The sequence below is a fragment of the Parasphingorhabdus pacifica genome (assembly GCF_054779195.1).
In genome coordinates this window covers 333,325-348,462 of sequence record NZ_BAAGYS010000011.1, presented here as the reverse complement: position 1 = coordinate 348,462, position 15,138 = coordinate 333,325, and the positions used below count along the sequence as shown (strand labels likewise).

The following is a 15,138-nucleotide window of genomic DNA, read 5'->3' as shown; positions in this document are numbered from 1 at the left end:
CGAAGCTCGTCGCCACCCGTTCGCCGAGGTCCGGAACGGACGAGACCTCGTGGGGTCAGCGGCTCTCGGCTGCTTCCACGACGTTGGTGACCAGCATGGCGCGGGTCATCGGGCCGACGCCGCCCGGGTTAGGCGACAGGTGCCCGGCGACCTCGGCGACGTCCGGATGCACGTCACCGGTGAGCCCGTCCTCGGTGCGGGAGACACCGACGTCGAGCACCGCGGCTCCTGGCCGGACCATCTCCGGCGTGATGAGGTGCGACTTGCCCGCGGCCGCGACGATGACGTCCGCATCGGACAGCTCGCCCGCCAGGTCCCGGGTTCCGGTGTGGCAGAGGGTGACGGTGGCGTTCTCGCTGCGGCGGGTGAGCAGCAGGCCGAGCGAACGCCCCACGGTGATCCCGCGGCCCACGACCGCGACCTTCGCACCGTTGAGCGGCACGTCGTAGCGGCGCAGCAGTTCGACGATGCCGCGCGGCGTGCACGGCAGCGGGGCCGGTTCGCCGAGCACCAGTCGCCCGAGGCTGACCGGATGCAACCCATCGGCGTCCTTCGCCGGGTCGATGCGCTCCAGCAACGGACCCGCGTCGAGCTGGTCCGGCAGCGGCAGCTGCACGATGTAGCCGGTGCACGCCGGGTCGGCGTTGAGCTCGTCGAGCGTCTTCTCCAGGTCGGCCTGGGTCGCGTCGGCGGGCAGGTCCCGGCGAATCGAGTTGATGCCGACCTTGGCGCAGTCGTTGTGCTTGCCGCGCACGTACGAGTGCGACCCGGGATCGTCCCCGACCAGCACGGTGGCCAGTCCAGGAGTGTGGCCCTGCTCAACGAGCCGGGCGACCCGAGGCTTCAGCTCCTCGTAGATCGCGTCTTTGGTGGCCTTGCCATCCAGAATCGTCGCACTCACAGCTGCTTATCGTGGCAGATCCGACGAACGGCGTCCCGGCCGGTCCGGCAATGACGCCACGATCACCGCCAGGCAGGTGAACCCGATGCCTGCCAGCGTCGACACCTCGATCCGGGTTCCCGGCACGGGAACGATCAGATCGAGCAACAGCGCACCGATGAGCTGCCCCGCGATCATCCCCATGCTCAGCACCAGCACGCCGGTGTAGCGCACGAGCGCGGCAGCCCCTCCGATGACGAAGATGCCCAGCGCACCGCCGATGTAGAGCCACGGTTCGGTGGGGAAGCCGGAGGGCACCCCGGCCACCGCGGCCTTGACCGCGAAGGCCACGACGAGGGCCACCGTGCCGACCGCGAAGTTCAGCGTCGACGCCGACAGCGTCGAGCCTGCGGCGTGCTGGACCCTGCCGTTGACGGCCTGCTGCCAGGCCATCAGCACACCGGCCACCACGGGCAGCAGCACCAGCCCGCTCGGGTTCGCACCGCGCAGCTCGGCAGCTACCGCCATCGCCACGGCACCGACGGCGATCACGGCACCGAGCACGCGCGGCACGGTCATCCGCTGCGGACCACCAGGTCCCAGTCCGTACCGGTCCACGACCAGGCCGTTGGCCACCTGCCCCGCGACGACTCCGACGGTGAACAGCGCCACGCCCAGTGCTCCGGCGGCGGCGCCCTGGCTGAACACGAGGTAGGCACCGGAGAGCCCGCCGACGCAGTGCCACCAGCGCAGTCCGGCCCCGGACCGGACCTCGGTGGCGATCCGCCGCATCCCCCGCCTGCCGGACGAGCTGAACGCCGTGCCCAGCAACAGGATGAGCAGCCCCAGGCCGAACGAGATCACCGCCGCCGCCAGCGCGTCGTCGAGCCGGGTTCCGAGGGTCCCGTTGATTCGGGACTGCACCGCCAGCACGACGCCCACCGCCGATGCGGCGAGCAACCCGACCACTCGTTGCGGAGTGGGGGCGACGTTCTGCGGCGGAACGGATGTCTCGGTAGTCACGTGGCGACAGTCTCCTCGCCGAGCGGCGCCGAAAGCGAGCCACGAAGGCTGTGATGTGCCGCAAAGAACACGGCGACCATGGTGAGCCCGGCCGAGGCGGCGGCAACGGCGGCAGGACCCGCGATGTCGAGCAGCCACCCCGCAAGCGGCGACGCGAGCGCGCCTCCGGCAGTGGTGGCGCTGGTCCACCAGCCGAAGGCCTCGGCGCGGCGGCGACCGGGAGCCAGCTCGGCGAGCCGTGAGTTGGCCGCGGCCAACGTCGGAGCGATCGCCATGCCGCCGATCAACAGGAGCATTCCGACCAGCCACGGCGAGGCGGGATCGGCGATCGGCGGCAGGGACGGAACGAGGACGACGAAGCCGAGGACCACCATCGCCGCGCGCGGCCAGAGCCGCGGCGGCCCCACCCGCGCGCCGGCCAGCAGCCCACCCAGCAGCGAACCGCTCGCCCACACCGCCGCCAGCACGCCGGCCAACTGCGGGGCGGCGAGTTCGCGCGCCCACCCGACGATGAGCAGGTCCGTCGCGATGACCCCGGCGATCAGGGTGGTGCCGAATCCGAGCACGGGCACGAACCCGGGCACGGTGAACAGCGAATCGCCGGGGATGCGTCCCCGCCCGTGCCCGCTCCCCGGTGGTCGACTCAGCCCGGCCCGCCACAACGCAATGCCCAGCAGAGACGGGCCGATTACGGACCACAGGCCGCACAGGGCGCTCGCCCACACCGGACCGAAGAAGGCGACGACGAAGGCGAAGAGCATGGGCCCGGCCACGAAGACCAGCTCCTGCATGGTCGCCTCGATCGCGTAGGCCGCCTCGCGCGCCGGACCTTCGGCGATTCGCGACCAGCTGGCTCGAGTGATCTGACCGACGGGTGGAAAGGAGAGCCCGGTGAGCGAGGCCACCGGCAGCGCGAGCCACCACCACGATGCGGGAAGGAACCCGCCCGGCATGGTCAGCAGGGTGATCGCGCCGAGCCCGAACGCGAATCCGATACCGGTCACGACCAGGAGCTTCGGGCCGGAACGACGATCGGCTGCGCGGCCGCGCAGCGGGCCCGCCACCGCCTGTCCCACCGTGAGCGCCCCGGCCACGGCACCCGCCGTGGCGTACGAGCCGGACCAGTCGACGACCAGAAACGTCAACACGATCGGGAGGGCGGGTACGTGCAGGCGCGCGATCAGGGCGAAGCTCACCAGCTCGATGGCGTGCGGGATGTCACCGAGCAAGCGATAGGGACGGAGCACGACGTCACACTCTGCCCGCACGCACGCGCGTAGAGCCACCGGATTTCACCGCGCACGAGATTTTCGAGCGGTGATTCGCACACGCCCGGCGCGCGAGCTGGAATCCCACCTGGTGGTGTGATGTTCTCACGGCCCGGGGAAGGGCAAGCTTTCGGCACAAGATCGCCGTGCGCGGCGATGATCTCCGTCAAGCCCATGGCCTGGACCAACAACACCGACTCGGCTCCGCAGACACATGGCCGCTCCGACGTCGAGTAGCGTTTGGAGCGGGGTGGGCTCGGTGTGCCTTGGTGAGAGGGGGAGGATGTCACCCATGTCGCGACCGACAGCGATCAGTCCGGAAGAGCAGGAACAGATAGCCCGCAGGATCGGCGTCTTGCTGTTACAGGCCGCGCCTGAGGACTGGCAGCAGATCACGGTGGAGTACCGCGCGACTGGCGAGTACCACGATCTGCTCGGAGAGATCGTCCTGCAAGAGGACGGCGCCGGCGAACCGTGGGAACCGCCTGAGGAGCTGCTGGAGATCTTCGAGCACCTCCGCGAGGGCATGTACCGGCCCGACGTGGGGACGTGGCTCAGCGCCCTCTACATCGTGGAGAAGCCGTCGAGCTACCGGATCGACATCAACTTCGACGCGGAACCGCGGTGGCAGCGTCCGCTCCCGCGAGCCGCTTACATCGACGAATTGCGCCGCTATCCGCGCGCGGAGGAAAACGTGCCGGATTGGTTGCGGGAGAAGCTGGAAGGTTCCGGCGCCGCGACTCAGCCGACGTCCTCCGAGACGACCGAGCCTCCCTCGACACCACCGCAGGCTCCTCCTGCCCCCGTGGAGCAGGCCGAGACGACCGGGAACTTCCGGACGGCCGCCGTCTTCGACGACTTCGACGAGCACGGACGTCCGCTTGTCACCACCCGCGTTCCCGTTTCCCCCGATGAGCAGTCCGCGCTGCGTCAGTACCTGGAGAGCGCACCAATCGTGCTCGCTTCCCGGGACAACGAGGCAGACCTGCTCCATCCCGAACAGCCCAGCGCCGTACCCGCCACCTGGCACACCGACGGGGTCTGGATGTGGCAGGGCGCGGTTCCGTATTACCTCGCCCAGTACGCCGTGCCCCCGGAATCAGCGCTCGTCGAGCACATCCGGGCCCGTGGATTCGCCCTCACCGAGATCGACGACCGGACTCGCGACGCGGCGACGCGTGAACTGTTCGAGCGGTCCGCCGCGAATGAGCAGCGCGCGGAGGAACCGCAATCCGGTGACCAGGAGGTTCCGGTCGGTTCGGACGGTGCGGCCGCTCCCGAGGGGATGTACCCGGAATCGGCCGTGGCCGAGGAGTCGCCCGTTCCGCCGCGAGAGGTCTCCGCCGCGGCCACCGGGGTACCCGACGCCGGGGCACCCGACGCCGAGCCGCAAACCGAAGCCGAGCCGGAGGCCGAGTTCCGGCCCGCGGCCGACGAGCTCGGGGAGCCCGGGGACGGGAGCGATCTCGGTCTCCGCGGAAACTCGATCGACGCGGCAGCCGACGCACCCGCGCACACCGGCGAGAGCACGCACGTGCCCGTCGGCGAGGTCGAATCGGAGGACTCCGAATCCGACCTCGTGCAACGAACGTCCGAGCAACCGCGATTCGGCAGTGCGGTCGGGTACGAAGCGGATCCGGCTCCCACCGTCGAGGAGACCGCCGAGAACGACGGGCTCACGCTGGGGGTCGCCCCCTCCGACGAGGGCCGGGCGGACTTCGACAGGTCGGACTCGTGGGACTCCGACGCCGAGCCGCTCGCCGGTACCCGGCACGAGCGGGCCGACGCCGAGCTGCAGGAGGACGACGAAGCAGTGCTCGCGCTGCTGCACGACAAACTGACCGCCTTCGGCGTGGCCGCCGACCAATACCGGATCGGCAGCCACACCCCGGATGCGCACTGCCTGCTGCGGGACGGGGCGGACTGGGTCGTCACAACGGTCCCGGACGACCACCCGGGCGAGGACGTCCGCTTCTCGCATTCCGAACAGGCCGCCGCGTACCTGCTGGGCAGCCTGCTGTTCGCCGGTATCGGTTCGATCGCGGACCGCGACGACGACGCCGGTGCGGGATCGTCGATCGCCGACGAACGGGCAGAGGTCGCCGAATCCGCCGACCAGGCGCTGCCCGACAACGCACCGGATGGTGCGGAGGAGCCCGAAGCCGCGCGCACCGAGGCACGGGACGAAGCACCGCTGTTCGATGCGGACCAGTCGGAAGACGGTCGGCCCGAACGGGAGGCTCCCACCGCGGAACAGCCCGACATCGGACGGCCAGAATCCGGCCCGGCGGACATGCCCGCCGGCCTGGCGCAAGCGACCGCCGCGCGGGCCGAGGCCGTGGCCGACACGCGCACGGACCGGGCGGACGAACCGACAACCGCGGCAGCCGCCACCTCGAGTTCCGCTCCGGAACAGCCGAAGCGGTCCGAGTCCGGCGGCCATTTCCTGTTCACCGCGAATCAGGGACCGCCACCCGAAGCCGAAACCGAGGCTGAAGCCCCCGCCGCCCGCGAAGCCACGCCGGCCGCGCAGGAGCCGCAGTCCGGCGAAGAAGCCACTCGGTTCCACCAGGCGCCGCGACCCGAGCAGCCCGCGCCGCCGATGGGGCAGCAGCCACCTGCCGGGCAACAGCCGACGCAGGCGGTTCCCACCGGCCCGCCGAACCAGGGACAACAGCCGGGCGGACTTCCCAAACGCCCACCGCGCCCGGACCAGGGCGGACGTCCGCCCGCGGGTGGACCCGCTCCGCAGGGGCCGATGGGCGAGCGGCAGCCGGGTCCTGGTGCATCGGGCGTGGGTGGACCACCCATGCAGGCTCCCGGCCCCGTGAGCGGGCCGATGAACCGGCCACCGCAGCAGCAGGCCGGTCCGGGTGATCCCGCCGCACGTCCGCAGCAACAGCCGCCTCAGTCGCCCGCCGGGCAACCGCCGGTCGGGCAACCGCCCGTCGGTGGTCAACCGCCCGTCGGTGGTCAGCCACCCGCCGGACAGCCACCCGCCGGACAACAACCGCAACCGGGGCAGGCACCTGCGCAACCGAATGCGGGAGCTCAGATCCAGCCGCTGCGCGGGGAACCGCCGTTGACGCTCTACCGGGACCGGCGGCCGATCATGCTGCAGCCCGGAACGGACCTGGACCGCTTCGGCGAGCCCGCGGGCAACGTCACCTACGCGGCCCGCACTCCGTTCGCCCACCGGTCGCTGCCACCGCAGTGGTCGAACCGGCCGTACATCGCCTACCGGGTCCAGCGACCGATCCAGGTGCTGCGGGGCACGGCTGTGCCGTGGTTCGAACAGCCCGGTGGCGGCACGGCCTACGTGCTGCCCACGGCGATCAGCGATCTGATCGCCGACGGAACCCTGATCGAGCTGGCGGGCAACGAGGCACCGCCGCCACCGATGGACTGAACGCCGAACCGACGAGGCGGGTGGATGCGAAATCCACCCGCCTCGTTCGCGTTAGTCCGCCGCGGCCCCGCACCGCGCGCTTCGTCACGACACGCTCGTCACGACACGAGGATCACGACACCGGGGTCACCACACCGGGATCACGACACCGGGGGCTCTCTCACGGAACCACGACGACCGGCCGCACGGCTTCGACCACCAAGGTGGCGGGCACGGTTCCCAACAGGCCGCCCCGACGCCGCGAACGACCCACCACGATCAGATCAGCCCGGTACTGCTCGGCGACCTGTTCCAACCCCACCGCAGGGTCGCCACGGTGGTGGACGAAGTCCCAGTCGATGTCGATCCACTTCAGGTGGGCGACGACTTCCTTCTTCAGCTCCTCCACCAAACTCTCGGCCGCTTCGCTGGCCACCGCCACCCCCATCGGTGACCAGTACGCGACTCCACCTACCGCTTCGACGTAGACCAGTACCAAGCGCGCGCGTTCCCGTCGGGCGAGCCCCGCCGCCCATGCGGCGGCGTGGAAACTCGCCGGGCTGCCGTCCATGCCCACGACGATGCCGCCGAGCCCGTCCTTGCCGATCTCGAAGCCCCGCTGGGTGTATTTGTCGCCTTCGGCCACGCCGGAATGGTAGTGGCAGGCGTTCGTGGCGTCCCCTGGGTGCGACACACTCGTGCGGTGGACATCGCCGAAAATCTCACCGCCGTCGAACGTGCGGTGCTCGACAACATCGATTCGAACGCTCTCCTCACCGATCTCCGAGAGCTGGTGGCGATACCGAGCGTTGGTGGCACCACCGGTGAACAGGAAGCCCAGGACTGGTGCGCCGACCGGTTGGCGCGGTTGGGGCAGCGGGTCGACCATTGGCGGATCGACCTCGACTCGCTGTCGGGCATGCCGGGTTTTCCCGGCCAGGAAACCGAACGCGAGGTCGCCTACGGCTGCGTCGGCGTGCTCGACGGCGCCGAGGTCCCAGGGGGGAGCGAGCCCGCGCTCGTCTTCTGCGGGCACACCGATGTGGTTCCGCCCGGCGACCTGGACCGCTGGCCGGACCGCGACCCGTACGCGCTGCGCCTGGCCGACGGTGTGGCCGCGGGGCGGGGAACCTGCGACATGAAGGGCGGGGTGGCGGCGGTCCTGGAGGCGCTGCGAGCTCTCCGGGTGTCGGGTGTGCGGCCGGCCCGACCGGTCGCGGTGCACAGCGTCGTGGGTGAGGAGGACGGCGGTCTGGGCGCGTTCGCCACGCTGGACCGGGGATACCGGGGGGCGGCGTGCGTATTGCCCGAACCGAGCTCCGGAACGATCGTGGCCGCCAACGGCGGCTCCCTGACGTTCCGGTTGGAGATCCCCGGCCAGAGCACGCACGGCTCCACGCGGTACCGCGGCGTGAACGCGATGGACAAGCTGGCACTGCTGCTTCCGGTGCTGCGTGAGCTGGAGTCCCGGCGCAACGTCGACCCGGATCCACTGGTGGCACACCTGGAGATCCCGTATCCGCTGGCGGTCGGGATGGTCCGCGCTGGTGACTGGGCGAGCACCGTGCCGGATCTGGCGGTCGCGGAGGGGCGTTACGGAGTCCGGTTGGGCGAGAGCCTCGCCGATGCGCAGGCGGAGTTCACCGACGCGATTTCCCGGGCCTGCGCGGCGAATCCGTGGCTCGCGGAACATCCGGTGCGGGTGAGCTGGCCGGGTGGCATGTTCGCCTCCGGCAGACTCCCCTCCGGACACCCGCTGCTCGACCAGACCCGCGCGGCCGTGGCCGATGCCGGTGGGCAGCTGCCGGAGGCGGTGGGTGCGCCCTACGGAACCGATCTGCGGCTCTACGCCGCCGCCGGGGTTCCGACCCTGCAATACGGGCCGGGCGACATCCGTTTCGCCCACGCGCACGACGAGCACGTACTGGTCGAGGACCTGGAGCGGTCCGCCCGTGCCTACGCCCTGCTGGTGTTGCGGCGCTGCGGCGTCGCGACGTGAGGTGCGGCCACCTGGTTCTGATGCCGGATCGTGGGTGTGCGAATCGGTTCGGGCGGTGACGCGGATGGCGGCCCGGCGAGGTGTCGTCCGCAACGCCGTTCAGTGGAAGTCCCTCGCAGTGGACGGCACGCGCATGTCCAGGCGCTGCAACCGATCCGCGCGGAGGTTGACCACCCCATCGGCGCGTTCGAGGGTTCCCCGCACCAGCAGCGCGGAGCTGTTCCGCGCCACTTTGCGGTAGCGGGCCCACAAACCGGGCGAGCAGACCACGTTGACCATGCCGGTCTCGTCCTCCAGGTTGAGGAAGGTGATGCCGCCCGCCGTTGCAGGCCGTTGCCGGTGGGTGACAGCTCCGCCCACCAACACCCGAGTGCCGTGTTCCACTTCGGACAGCGCGGTGGCCGCCAGCACGCCCATATCGTCCAATCGGGAGCGCAGGAACTGCACGGGAAAACTGTCCGGTGACACGCCGGTCGCCCACACGTTGGCGGCAGCCACCTCCAGTTCACCCATGCCGGGCAGCGCCGGTGTCGTCGGCGACACCGTCGTCCCCGGCAGACGCTCCGGCCGGTCCGCTGCGGCCGCCGCCGCATGCCACAGCGCTTCGCGCCTGGACAGTCCGAAGCAACCGAACGCGCCCGCCGTGGCCAGCGCCTCCATCTGCGGAGTCGTCAACCGCACCCGCCGAGCGAGGTCGGCCATGTCCGCGAACGGCCCGTTCGCGTCCCGCTCCACGAGCACCCGTTCGGCGAGTTCCTCGCCCAGGTTCCGCACCGAAGCCAATCCGAGCCGCACGGCCCGGCCGCCTTCGCTGCTCACATCGGTTTCCAGATCCGCGTGCACCTGACCGGCGTTGACGTCGGGGCCGAACACCCGCACCCCGTGCCGCCGGGCGTCGGCGGCCAGCGACTGCGGCGAGTAGAACCCCATCGGCTGTGCCTTGAGCAGCGCCGCGCAGAACGCCGCCGGGTAGTAGCGCTTGAACCACGCGCTGGCGAACACCAGCAGCGCGAAGCTCAGCGCGTGGCTTTCCGGGAAGCCGTAGTTCGCGAACGCCAGCAGTCGCGCGTACACCCGGTCCGCGACCTCGCCGGTGATCCCGTTCGCGGCCATGCCCTCGAACAGCCGGTCCCGCAGTCGGGCCATCCGCTCCCCGGAGCGCTTCGCGCCCATCGACCGCCGCAGCTCGTCCGACTCGGCGGGCGAGAAGCCCGCGACGTCGACGGCCAGCTGCATCAGCTGTTCCTGGAACAGCGGAACGCCCAGGGTCTTCTCCAACGCCCCCTTCATCAACGGGTGGTCGTAGTCCCAGTCCTCCAAGCCGTTACGGCGGCGGATGTAGGGGTGCACCGAGCCGCCTTGGATCGGGCCCGGCCGGATCAGCGCCACCTGCACAACCAGGTCGTAGAACTCCCTGGGTTTGAGCCGGGGCAGCGTCGCCAGCTGGGCACGGCTCTCCACCTGGAACACGCCGACCGCGTCGGCGCGGCGCAGCATCTCGTACACCTCGGCGTCGTCGAGGTCCAGCTCGCCGAGGTCGACTTCGACACCGTGGTGGCGGTACACGAAATCGATCGCGTGGTGCAGTGCCGAGAGCATCCCCAGTCCGAGCAGGTCGAACTTGACCAGGCCCGCCGCAGCGCAGTCGTCCTTGTCCCACTGCAGCACGGTGCGTCCCGGCATCCGCGCCCATTCCACCGGACACACCTCGCTGACCGGCTGGTGGCAGAGCACCATTCCGCCGGAGTGGATGCCCAGATGTCGCGGAAACCCGGTCAGTTCCCCGGCCAGTTCCCGTACCTGGCGGGGCATCTCGGCTTCGTGCTCGGCGCCGCCGCCGGTATCAATATCGGTAGCGGAGTCGGTATCGGTGCCGGAGTCGGGGGCCGGTCTCACCGAGTCCTCGGCTTCCTTGCTCCACGCGTCCTGCTGACCCGGCGAGTAGCCGAGCGCGCGGGCGACGTCGCGCACCGCCGACTTCGTCCGGTAGGAGATCACGTTGGCGACCTGGGCGGCGTGCGTGCGGCCGTACTTGCGGTAGACGTACTGGATGACCTCTTCCCGACGGCCCGACTCGATGTCCAGGTCGATGTCCGGCGGTCCTTCCCGCTCCGGGGCGAGGAACCGTTCGAACAGCAGCCCGTAGCGCACCGGGTCGGCGTTGGTGATCCGCAACGCGAAGCACACCGCCGAATTCGCCGCTGATCCCCGCCCCTGGCAGAGGATGTCCGCGGAGCGGCAGAACGACACGATATCGTGCACCACCAGGAAGTACCCCGGAAAGCCCAGTTTCTCGATGATGTTCAGCTCGTGTTCGAGCTGCCGGTGGGCGGCCTGGTTCTCGTGCGGCGGGCCATAGCGGCCCAGCGCACCGCGCCGGGTCAACTCGCGCAGCCACGAAGCCTCGGTGTTCCCCTCCGGCACGTCGTAGGGGGGCAGTCTCGGCGCGACCAGCTTCAGGTCGAAAGCGCACTCCCCGCCCACCTCCGCGGCTCTGGCGACCGCACCGGGGTAGCGGGCGAACCGGTCGGCCATCTCCGCACCGGAACGCAGGTAGTTGCCCGACCACGCGGGCAGCCACCCGTCCATCTCGTCCAGGCTTCTGCGGGCCCGGATCGCGGCCACCGTCGCGGCGACGCGACCGCGCTCCGGTCCGGCGAGATGCGCACCTGTGGATGCCACCGTGGACAGTCCGGCTCGTCGGGCCAGCTCGAACAAGGCGTCGTTGCGCGCCGTATCGGTCGGCAATCCCTGGTCGGTGAGTTCGACGACCACGTTCTCCCTGCCGAACAACGCCACCAGCCGATCCAGTTCGGCCGCGGCCGCACCGCTCCCCTCGGCTTCCAGCGCCGCCCGGACCGCCCCCTTGCGGCAGCCCGTGAGCACGAGCCAGTGACCATCGGCCTCGGCCCCCAGGCGTTCGAGTTCATAGTGCGGCCTGCCCTTCTCGCCGCCATCGAGATGGCCGTGGCTGAGCGTGCGGCACAACCGCCCGTAGCCTTCCGGATCGCGGGCGAGCACCAGCAGATGACCACCTTCCGGGTCCGGAACGCCCGTTCGCGGAGCCGTCCGCGCAGCCAGGCTCAGCTCGGTCCCGAACACCGTGCGCATCCCGTGCTCGGCCGCGGCCTCCGCGAACCGCACGGCCCCGTACATGCCGTCGTGGTCGGTCAGCGCGATCGCCTCCAGCCCCAACCTCGACGCCTCGGCCACCAGCTCTTCCGGATGGCAGGCACCGTCGAGGAAGCTGAAGTTGGAATGCGCGTGCAACTCGGCGTAGGGCACCGGAGAATTCCCGGCGGCGGAAGGCATTCGTTCCGGCCCCACCGGCGCCGAGAAATCGGGCAGGTTCGCGAACTCCCGTCCGGAGAGGGCTTTTTCCAGTTCGGACCAGGTCTGCTTCGGGTTGAACCAGTTCACCGATACACCCCCTGCACCCACCAGCAGCCGTTCTCCCGCACCAGCAACAGCGCGATCTCGCCTTCCGACGAATCCGGATCGGCTTCCAACACGACCTGCATGCGCACGGTCGAGCGCGGTTTTCCACTGCCGGGCCGGGCGTTCTCCGCAGCGGTAAGCCACCAGCGTTCCTCCACCGGCCACGGGCCCGCCCAGCCGACCACCGCCTTAGAACGTCCTTGCACAAGGACCCGGTGCGGGGCGGCCGTGAACCGATGCCGCTCGTCGACGTCGACGGGTTCGTCCGCCGCATCGAGCACCGCGGCCGGCCACGAGTTCTCCGGCACCACCGAGGGCGACGGGGCGGGGATGCGGCCGGGCCACGGCCGGTCGGGGTCGAGCCCGAGACCGCCCTGCTCGCCCCACTCCACCCACTGCACCTGGTCGCGCGCGTCCCGCCCACCGGCAGGCACTCCGACCAGTACCGCTTCCGGGCCGAGCATGCCCTGGACCCGGACGAACGCGCGCCCGGCGCGGGCATCCGACGCTCCGGTCGCCGAATCGACCAGGTCGAGCTGCAGTCCACCGGCACCGGCCACCTCCTCGGGGAACAGCGACAGCACCGCCACCCCAGCCGTCGGGGCCTTTCCCCGCTGCCCGGTCAACCAGCCGTCGAGCTGCCACCGGACCCGGTCGGCGGTCCCGGCCGGAGTCAGCGGTTCGGCGCACCGCCACACCCGGTCCAACTGCTCGCCGTGCTCGGTCCGCGCCGAAATCCGCAGTCGCATGCAGGCGAGCCCGAACTCGCCCAACCGGGCGTGCAACCGTTCCGCGAGCGCTCTCGCCGCGAACGCCGCCGCATCCACCCGTTCCACCGGGGGATCGAGCCGCTCGGTCACCTCCAGGTCCGGTGGTGGCTGCCTGCGCCCCGGCGGTCGCTCCTCCTGCCCGCGAGCCGCGCGGTGCGCGGGGACGGCGTCGGCACCGAAACGCGTCGCGACATCGGGAGCGGGCAGCGCGGCGAACTCACCGAGCGTGCGCACCCCCAACCTGCGCAACAGGCCCACCAGCTCGGTCCGGTCCGCGCTCTTCCGGTCGGCGGGCCGGCGGTCGGCGGGCTGGCGGTCGGCGGGTTGGTCGATCTCCTCGATCCGCAGCGGCGCGAGGAACTCCCGGGCGCGGCCGGGCTCGATCGTCCTGCCGTGCCTGGCCGCCAGGATCGCGGCGAACAAGCCATCCGCCACCCCCACCTGGCATTCCACCCCGGCGAGCGCGTCGACCTGGTCCACGAGCCGCTCGGCAGCGGCCTCTTCGGAACCGAAATATCCGGCGGGACCTCGCGCAGGCACGGCCACCACCCCCGGACGAACCACCTCGACGCCCGGCGCGAGCGACTCCACGGCGGCGACCACCGGCTCGAACAACCTGGCGTCCCTGGCGGGATCGTGCCCGCAGACCACGAGTTCCGGGCACCGTCCCTGGGCTTCTCGGCTCCGCATTCCCCGCCGCACCCCGTTGCTCCGCGCGGTGACCGAGCACGCCAACACCCGGTTGGATTCGAACACCGCGGCCGGTTCCAGCTGCGCGACGCCCGCTTCGGTGGTCGCCGCGACTACCGGCCAGTCCGGGCACCAGACGACGAGACGACGTGTGGGCGTGTCCACCATCGCGCTCACCCGACCACGGAACGCAGGGGACGGCGGTCGGCGAGGGTTTCGGCAGGCGTGTCGACCGAACCGGTCCGGTCCGGCAGCAGCAGACGGCACGACCGGGGACGGGACGCGGCACCACGACCGCTCGTGCGGACCGTGATTTCCCGTTCCCGCAGGTGCCCATGTCCTTCGCCGACACCGCGCCAACGGGCCCGCGCGCAGTGGAGCTGAACCTCGGCCCCCGGCCACGAACCGAACGGCAGCAGGACGGAGCCACGGTGCTGTGCCCGGGCGGACAATCTGCGAGCATCCGGTTCGGCCAGCCGCCGGGTTCCGCCGATCACCACCAGGTCCACTCCGTCGAGCAGGGTGCCGATAACGCGCACCGGGTCGTCTCCCGGCTGGGGGATCAGGGCGAGCTTGGTCAGATCCACTCCGGCTTCCGAGGCCGGAACCAGGCTCAGCCCGGGAAGTCCCACCACTGCCGCCCAAGCTCCGTCGGCCGTGGCTTCGGACAGCAACGCCCACAGCAGCGACGGCGAGTCGTGCACCGCCACCGTGCTGCCACGACGCAGGCCCGGCCATGGCAGCACGGCGGCGAGCTCTGCCCGCGCAGGCAGGACCCGCCCCGCAGCGGCTCCCGACAGCTCGGTTCCGGAGGTGGCCACCGGTACCCCGTTACCCGTGGTCATCCCGTTCAGAGCCGTCACTGACGCCTTCGCGGACATCGCTGCCTCCCCGCCTCGTCACACGGATACCCACCCCGGCAGGGCATCCACGACGACGCTGCGGGGAGACAACGTCTGGAGTCGCACCGCGTGCACCCGCGCGGTACCTCTCCGGGAGCGACCGACCCCGACGACAGTCACCCCTGAGTGTCGAACAGTGAAGTCTGCGAACCTGGGAGGGAATCGAACTTCAGTTCGAACAAGACCAGTTAACCCTGCACAGCGAAGCAAGTCAAGGCCAAAGACCCAATCGAGCGAACAAACGTTCGAAAGTTCTTTCGCTCGGGCGGAACACCACGCGGCCGACGCCGATATCGCTGTCGCTGCCGTGCCTGTGCCGAGGTGAAGAGCAGCTGCGCAGCAGGATGACTCCGTCCGGCACGAGCCTGCTGGGACTGGTGAAGCACCTCGCGGCCATCGAGTACTGCTGGTTCCGCGAGGGGTTCGGGGACGCGACGGAGCCGCTGCCGTTCGACGAGAACGACGAGGACGCCGATCTGCGAGTATCGCCGGACGAGACGACATCCTGGCGTTCTACGGGAGGGCACGAGCGGCCGCGGACGACACGATCAACGAACTCGAGCTCGACGCCCCCGACACCACGGGACGGGCGACACCGTTTCACCGAAGGACACCGCCAGGCACGCAGGGCATATGGACATCCTGCGCGAACGCCTCGACGGGTCAACCGGCGATCATCAGCCGGAGCGTTGACGCGGAACGCGATTCCCGATGGCGGAGAACGCGTTCAGCTGACGCGCGCCCGGATCTTCAGCCGAACGCGCTCGGACCTTCGTTCAA

At 70.6% G+C, this 15,138-nt stretch carries 9 protein-coding genes and 1 pseudogene; 3 read left to right on the top strand and 7 right to left on the bottom strand.

Annotation, left to right across the window (positions count from 1 at the left end):
• Positions 1-55: 55 nt before the first annotated feature.
• The 3 genes from ACYVAN_RS18565 to ACYVAN_RS18555 are packed head-to-tail and all read right to left on the bottom strand — an operon-like array spanning position 56 to position 3,150.
• Positions 56-901, bottom strand: coding sequence for a bifunctional methylenetetrahydrofolate dehydrogenase/methenyltetrahydrofolate cyclohydrolase (locus tag ACYVAN_RS18565; RefSeq protein ID WP_460961304.1), 846 nt, complete (start codon positions 899-901; stop codon positions 56-58).
• A 6-nt stretch (positions 902-907) separates the two neighbouring features.
• Positions 908-1,903 carry a DMT family transporter gene (locus ACYVAN_RS18560; RefSeq protein ID WP_460961302.1) on the bottom strand — a complete coding sequence of 332 codons (996 nt, stop codon included), beginning with the start codon at positions 1,901-1,903 and terminating at the stop codon, positions 908-910.
• Entirely contained in the window at positions 1,900-3,150 is a 1,251-nt protein-coding gene (locus tag ACYVAN_RS18555) for an MFS transporter (protein ID WP_460961300.1), read from the bottom strand. The genes ACYVAN_RS18560 and ACYVAN_RS18555 overlap by 4 nt, the downstream gene beginning before the upstream one ends.
• A gap of 313 nt (positions 3,151-3,463) precedes the next feature.
• Between ACYVAN_RS18555 and ACYVAN_RS18550 the strand changes: the two genes are divergently transcribed.
• Positions 3,464-6,580: a glycohydrolase toxin TNT-related protein gene (locus ACYVAN_RS18550; RefSeq protein WP_460961298.1), complete on the top strand. Its 3,117-nt coding sequence runs from the start codon at positions 3,464-3,466 to the stop codon at positions 6,578-6,580.
• A gap of 160 nt (positions 6,581-6,740) precedes the next feature.
• On the opposite strand, the gene ACYVAN_RS18545 is transcribed toward ACYVAN_RS18550, so the two are convergent.
• Positions 6,741-7,205 (bottom strand): universal stress protein, encoded by a 465-nt coding sequence (locus tag ACYVAN_RS18545; protein WP_460961296.1) that lies wholly within the window; start codon positions 7,203-7,205, stop codon positions 6,741-6,743.
• A gap of 57 nt (positions 7,206-7,262) precedes the next feature.
• Here ACYVAN_RS18545 and ACYVAN_RS18540 point away from each other — a divergent pair, with 57 nt between their 5' ends.
• The gene (locus ACYVAN_RS18540) at positions 7,263-8,558 is read left to right on the top strand and encodes an ArgE/DapE family deacylase (RefSeq protein WP_460961295.1); all 1,296 of its coding nucleotides are present in this window, start codon (positions 7,263-7,265) and stop codon (positions 8,556-8,558) included.
• Between the two features lie 99 nt (positions 8,559-8,657).
• Here the strand turns inward: ACYVAN_RS18540 and ACYVAN_RS18535 are convergent, their stop codons facing one another.
• Genes ACYVAN_RS18535 through ACYVAN_RS18525 form a run of 3 tightly spaced genes read right to left on the bottom strand, consistent with a single transcriptional unit; the run spans position 8,658 to position 14,337 of the window.
• The gene (locus tag ACYVAN_RS18535; protein ID WP_460961293.1) at positions 8,658-11,978 is read right to left on the bottom strand and encodes an error-prone DNA polymerase; all 3,321 of its coding nucleotides are present in this window, start codon (positions 11,976-11,978) and stop codon (positions 8,658-8,660) included.
• Complete coding sequence (locus tag ACYVAN_RS18530; RefSeq protein WP_460961291.1) at positions 11,975-13,624, bottom strand: DNA polymerase Y family protein; 1,650 nt, start codon at positions 13,622-13,624, stop codon at positions 11,975-11,977. Before ACYVAN_RS18530 ends, ACYVAN_RS18535 begins: the two co-directional genes overlap by 4 nt.
• 5 nt (positions 13,625-13,629) lie before the next feature.
• Positions 13,630-14,337: a hypothetical protein gene (locus tag ACYVAN_RS18525; protein ID WP_460961289.1), complete on the bottom strand. Its 708-nt coding sequence runs from the start codon at positions 14,335-14,337 to the stop codon at positions 13,630-13,632.
• Positions 14,338-14,501: 164 nt separating this feature from the next.
• On the opposite strand from ACYVAN_RS18525, the pseudogene ACYVAN_RS18520 reads away from it, so the two are divergent.
• Positions 14,502-14,852, top strand: a pseudogene (locus ACYVAN_RS18520) (mycothiol transferase); the annotation flags it as partial.
• Positions 14,853-15,138: the final 286 nt, after the last annotated feature.

Coding starts and splice junctions, on each gene's coding strand:
- ACYVAN_RS18550 (WP_460961298.1), top strand. CDS start 3,464: ATGTCGCGACCGACAGCGATCAGTCCGGAAGAGCAGGAACAGATAGCC.
- ACYVAN_RS18530 (WP_460961291.1), bottom strand. CDS start 13,624: ATGGTGGACACGCCCACACGTCGTCTCGTCGTCTGGTGCCCGGACTGG.
- ACYVAN_RS18525 (WP_460961289.1), bottom strand. CDS start 14,337: ATGTCCGCGAAGGCGTCAGTGACGGCTCTGAACGGGATGACCACGGGT.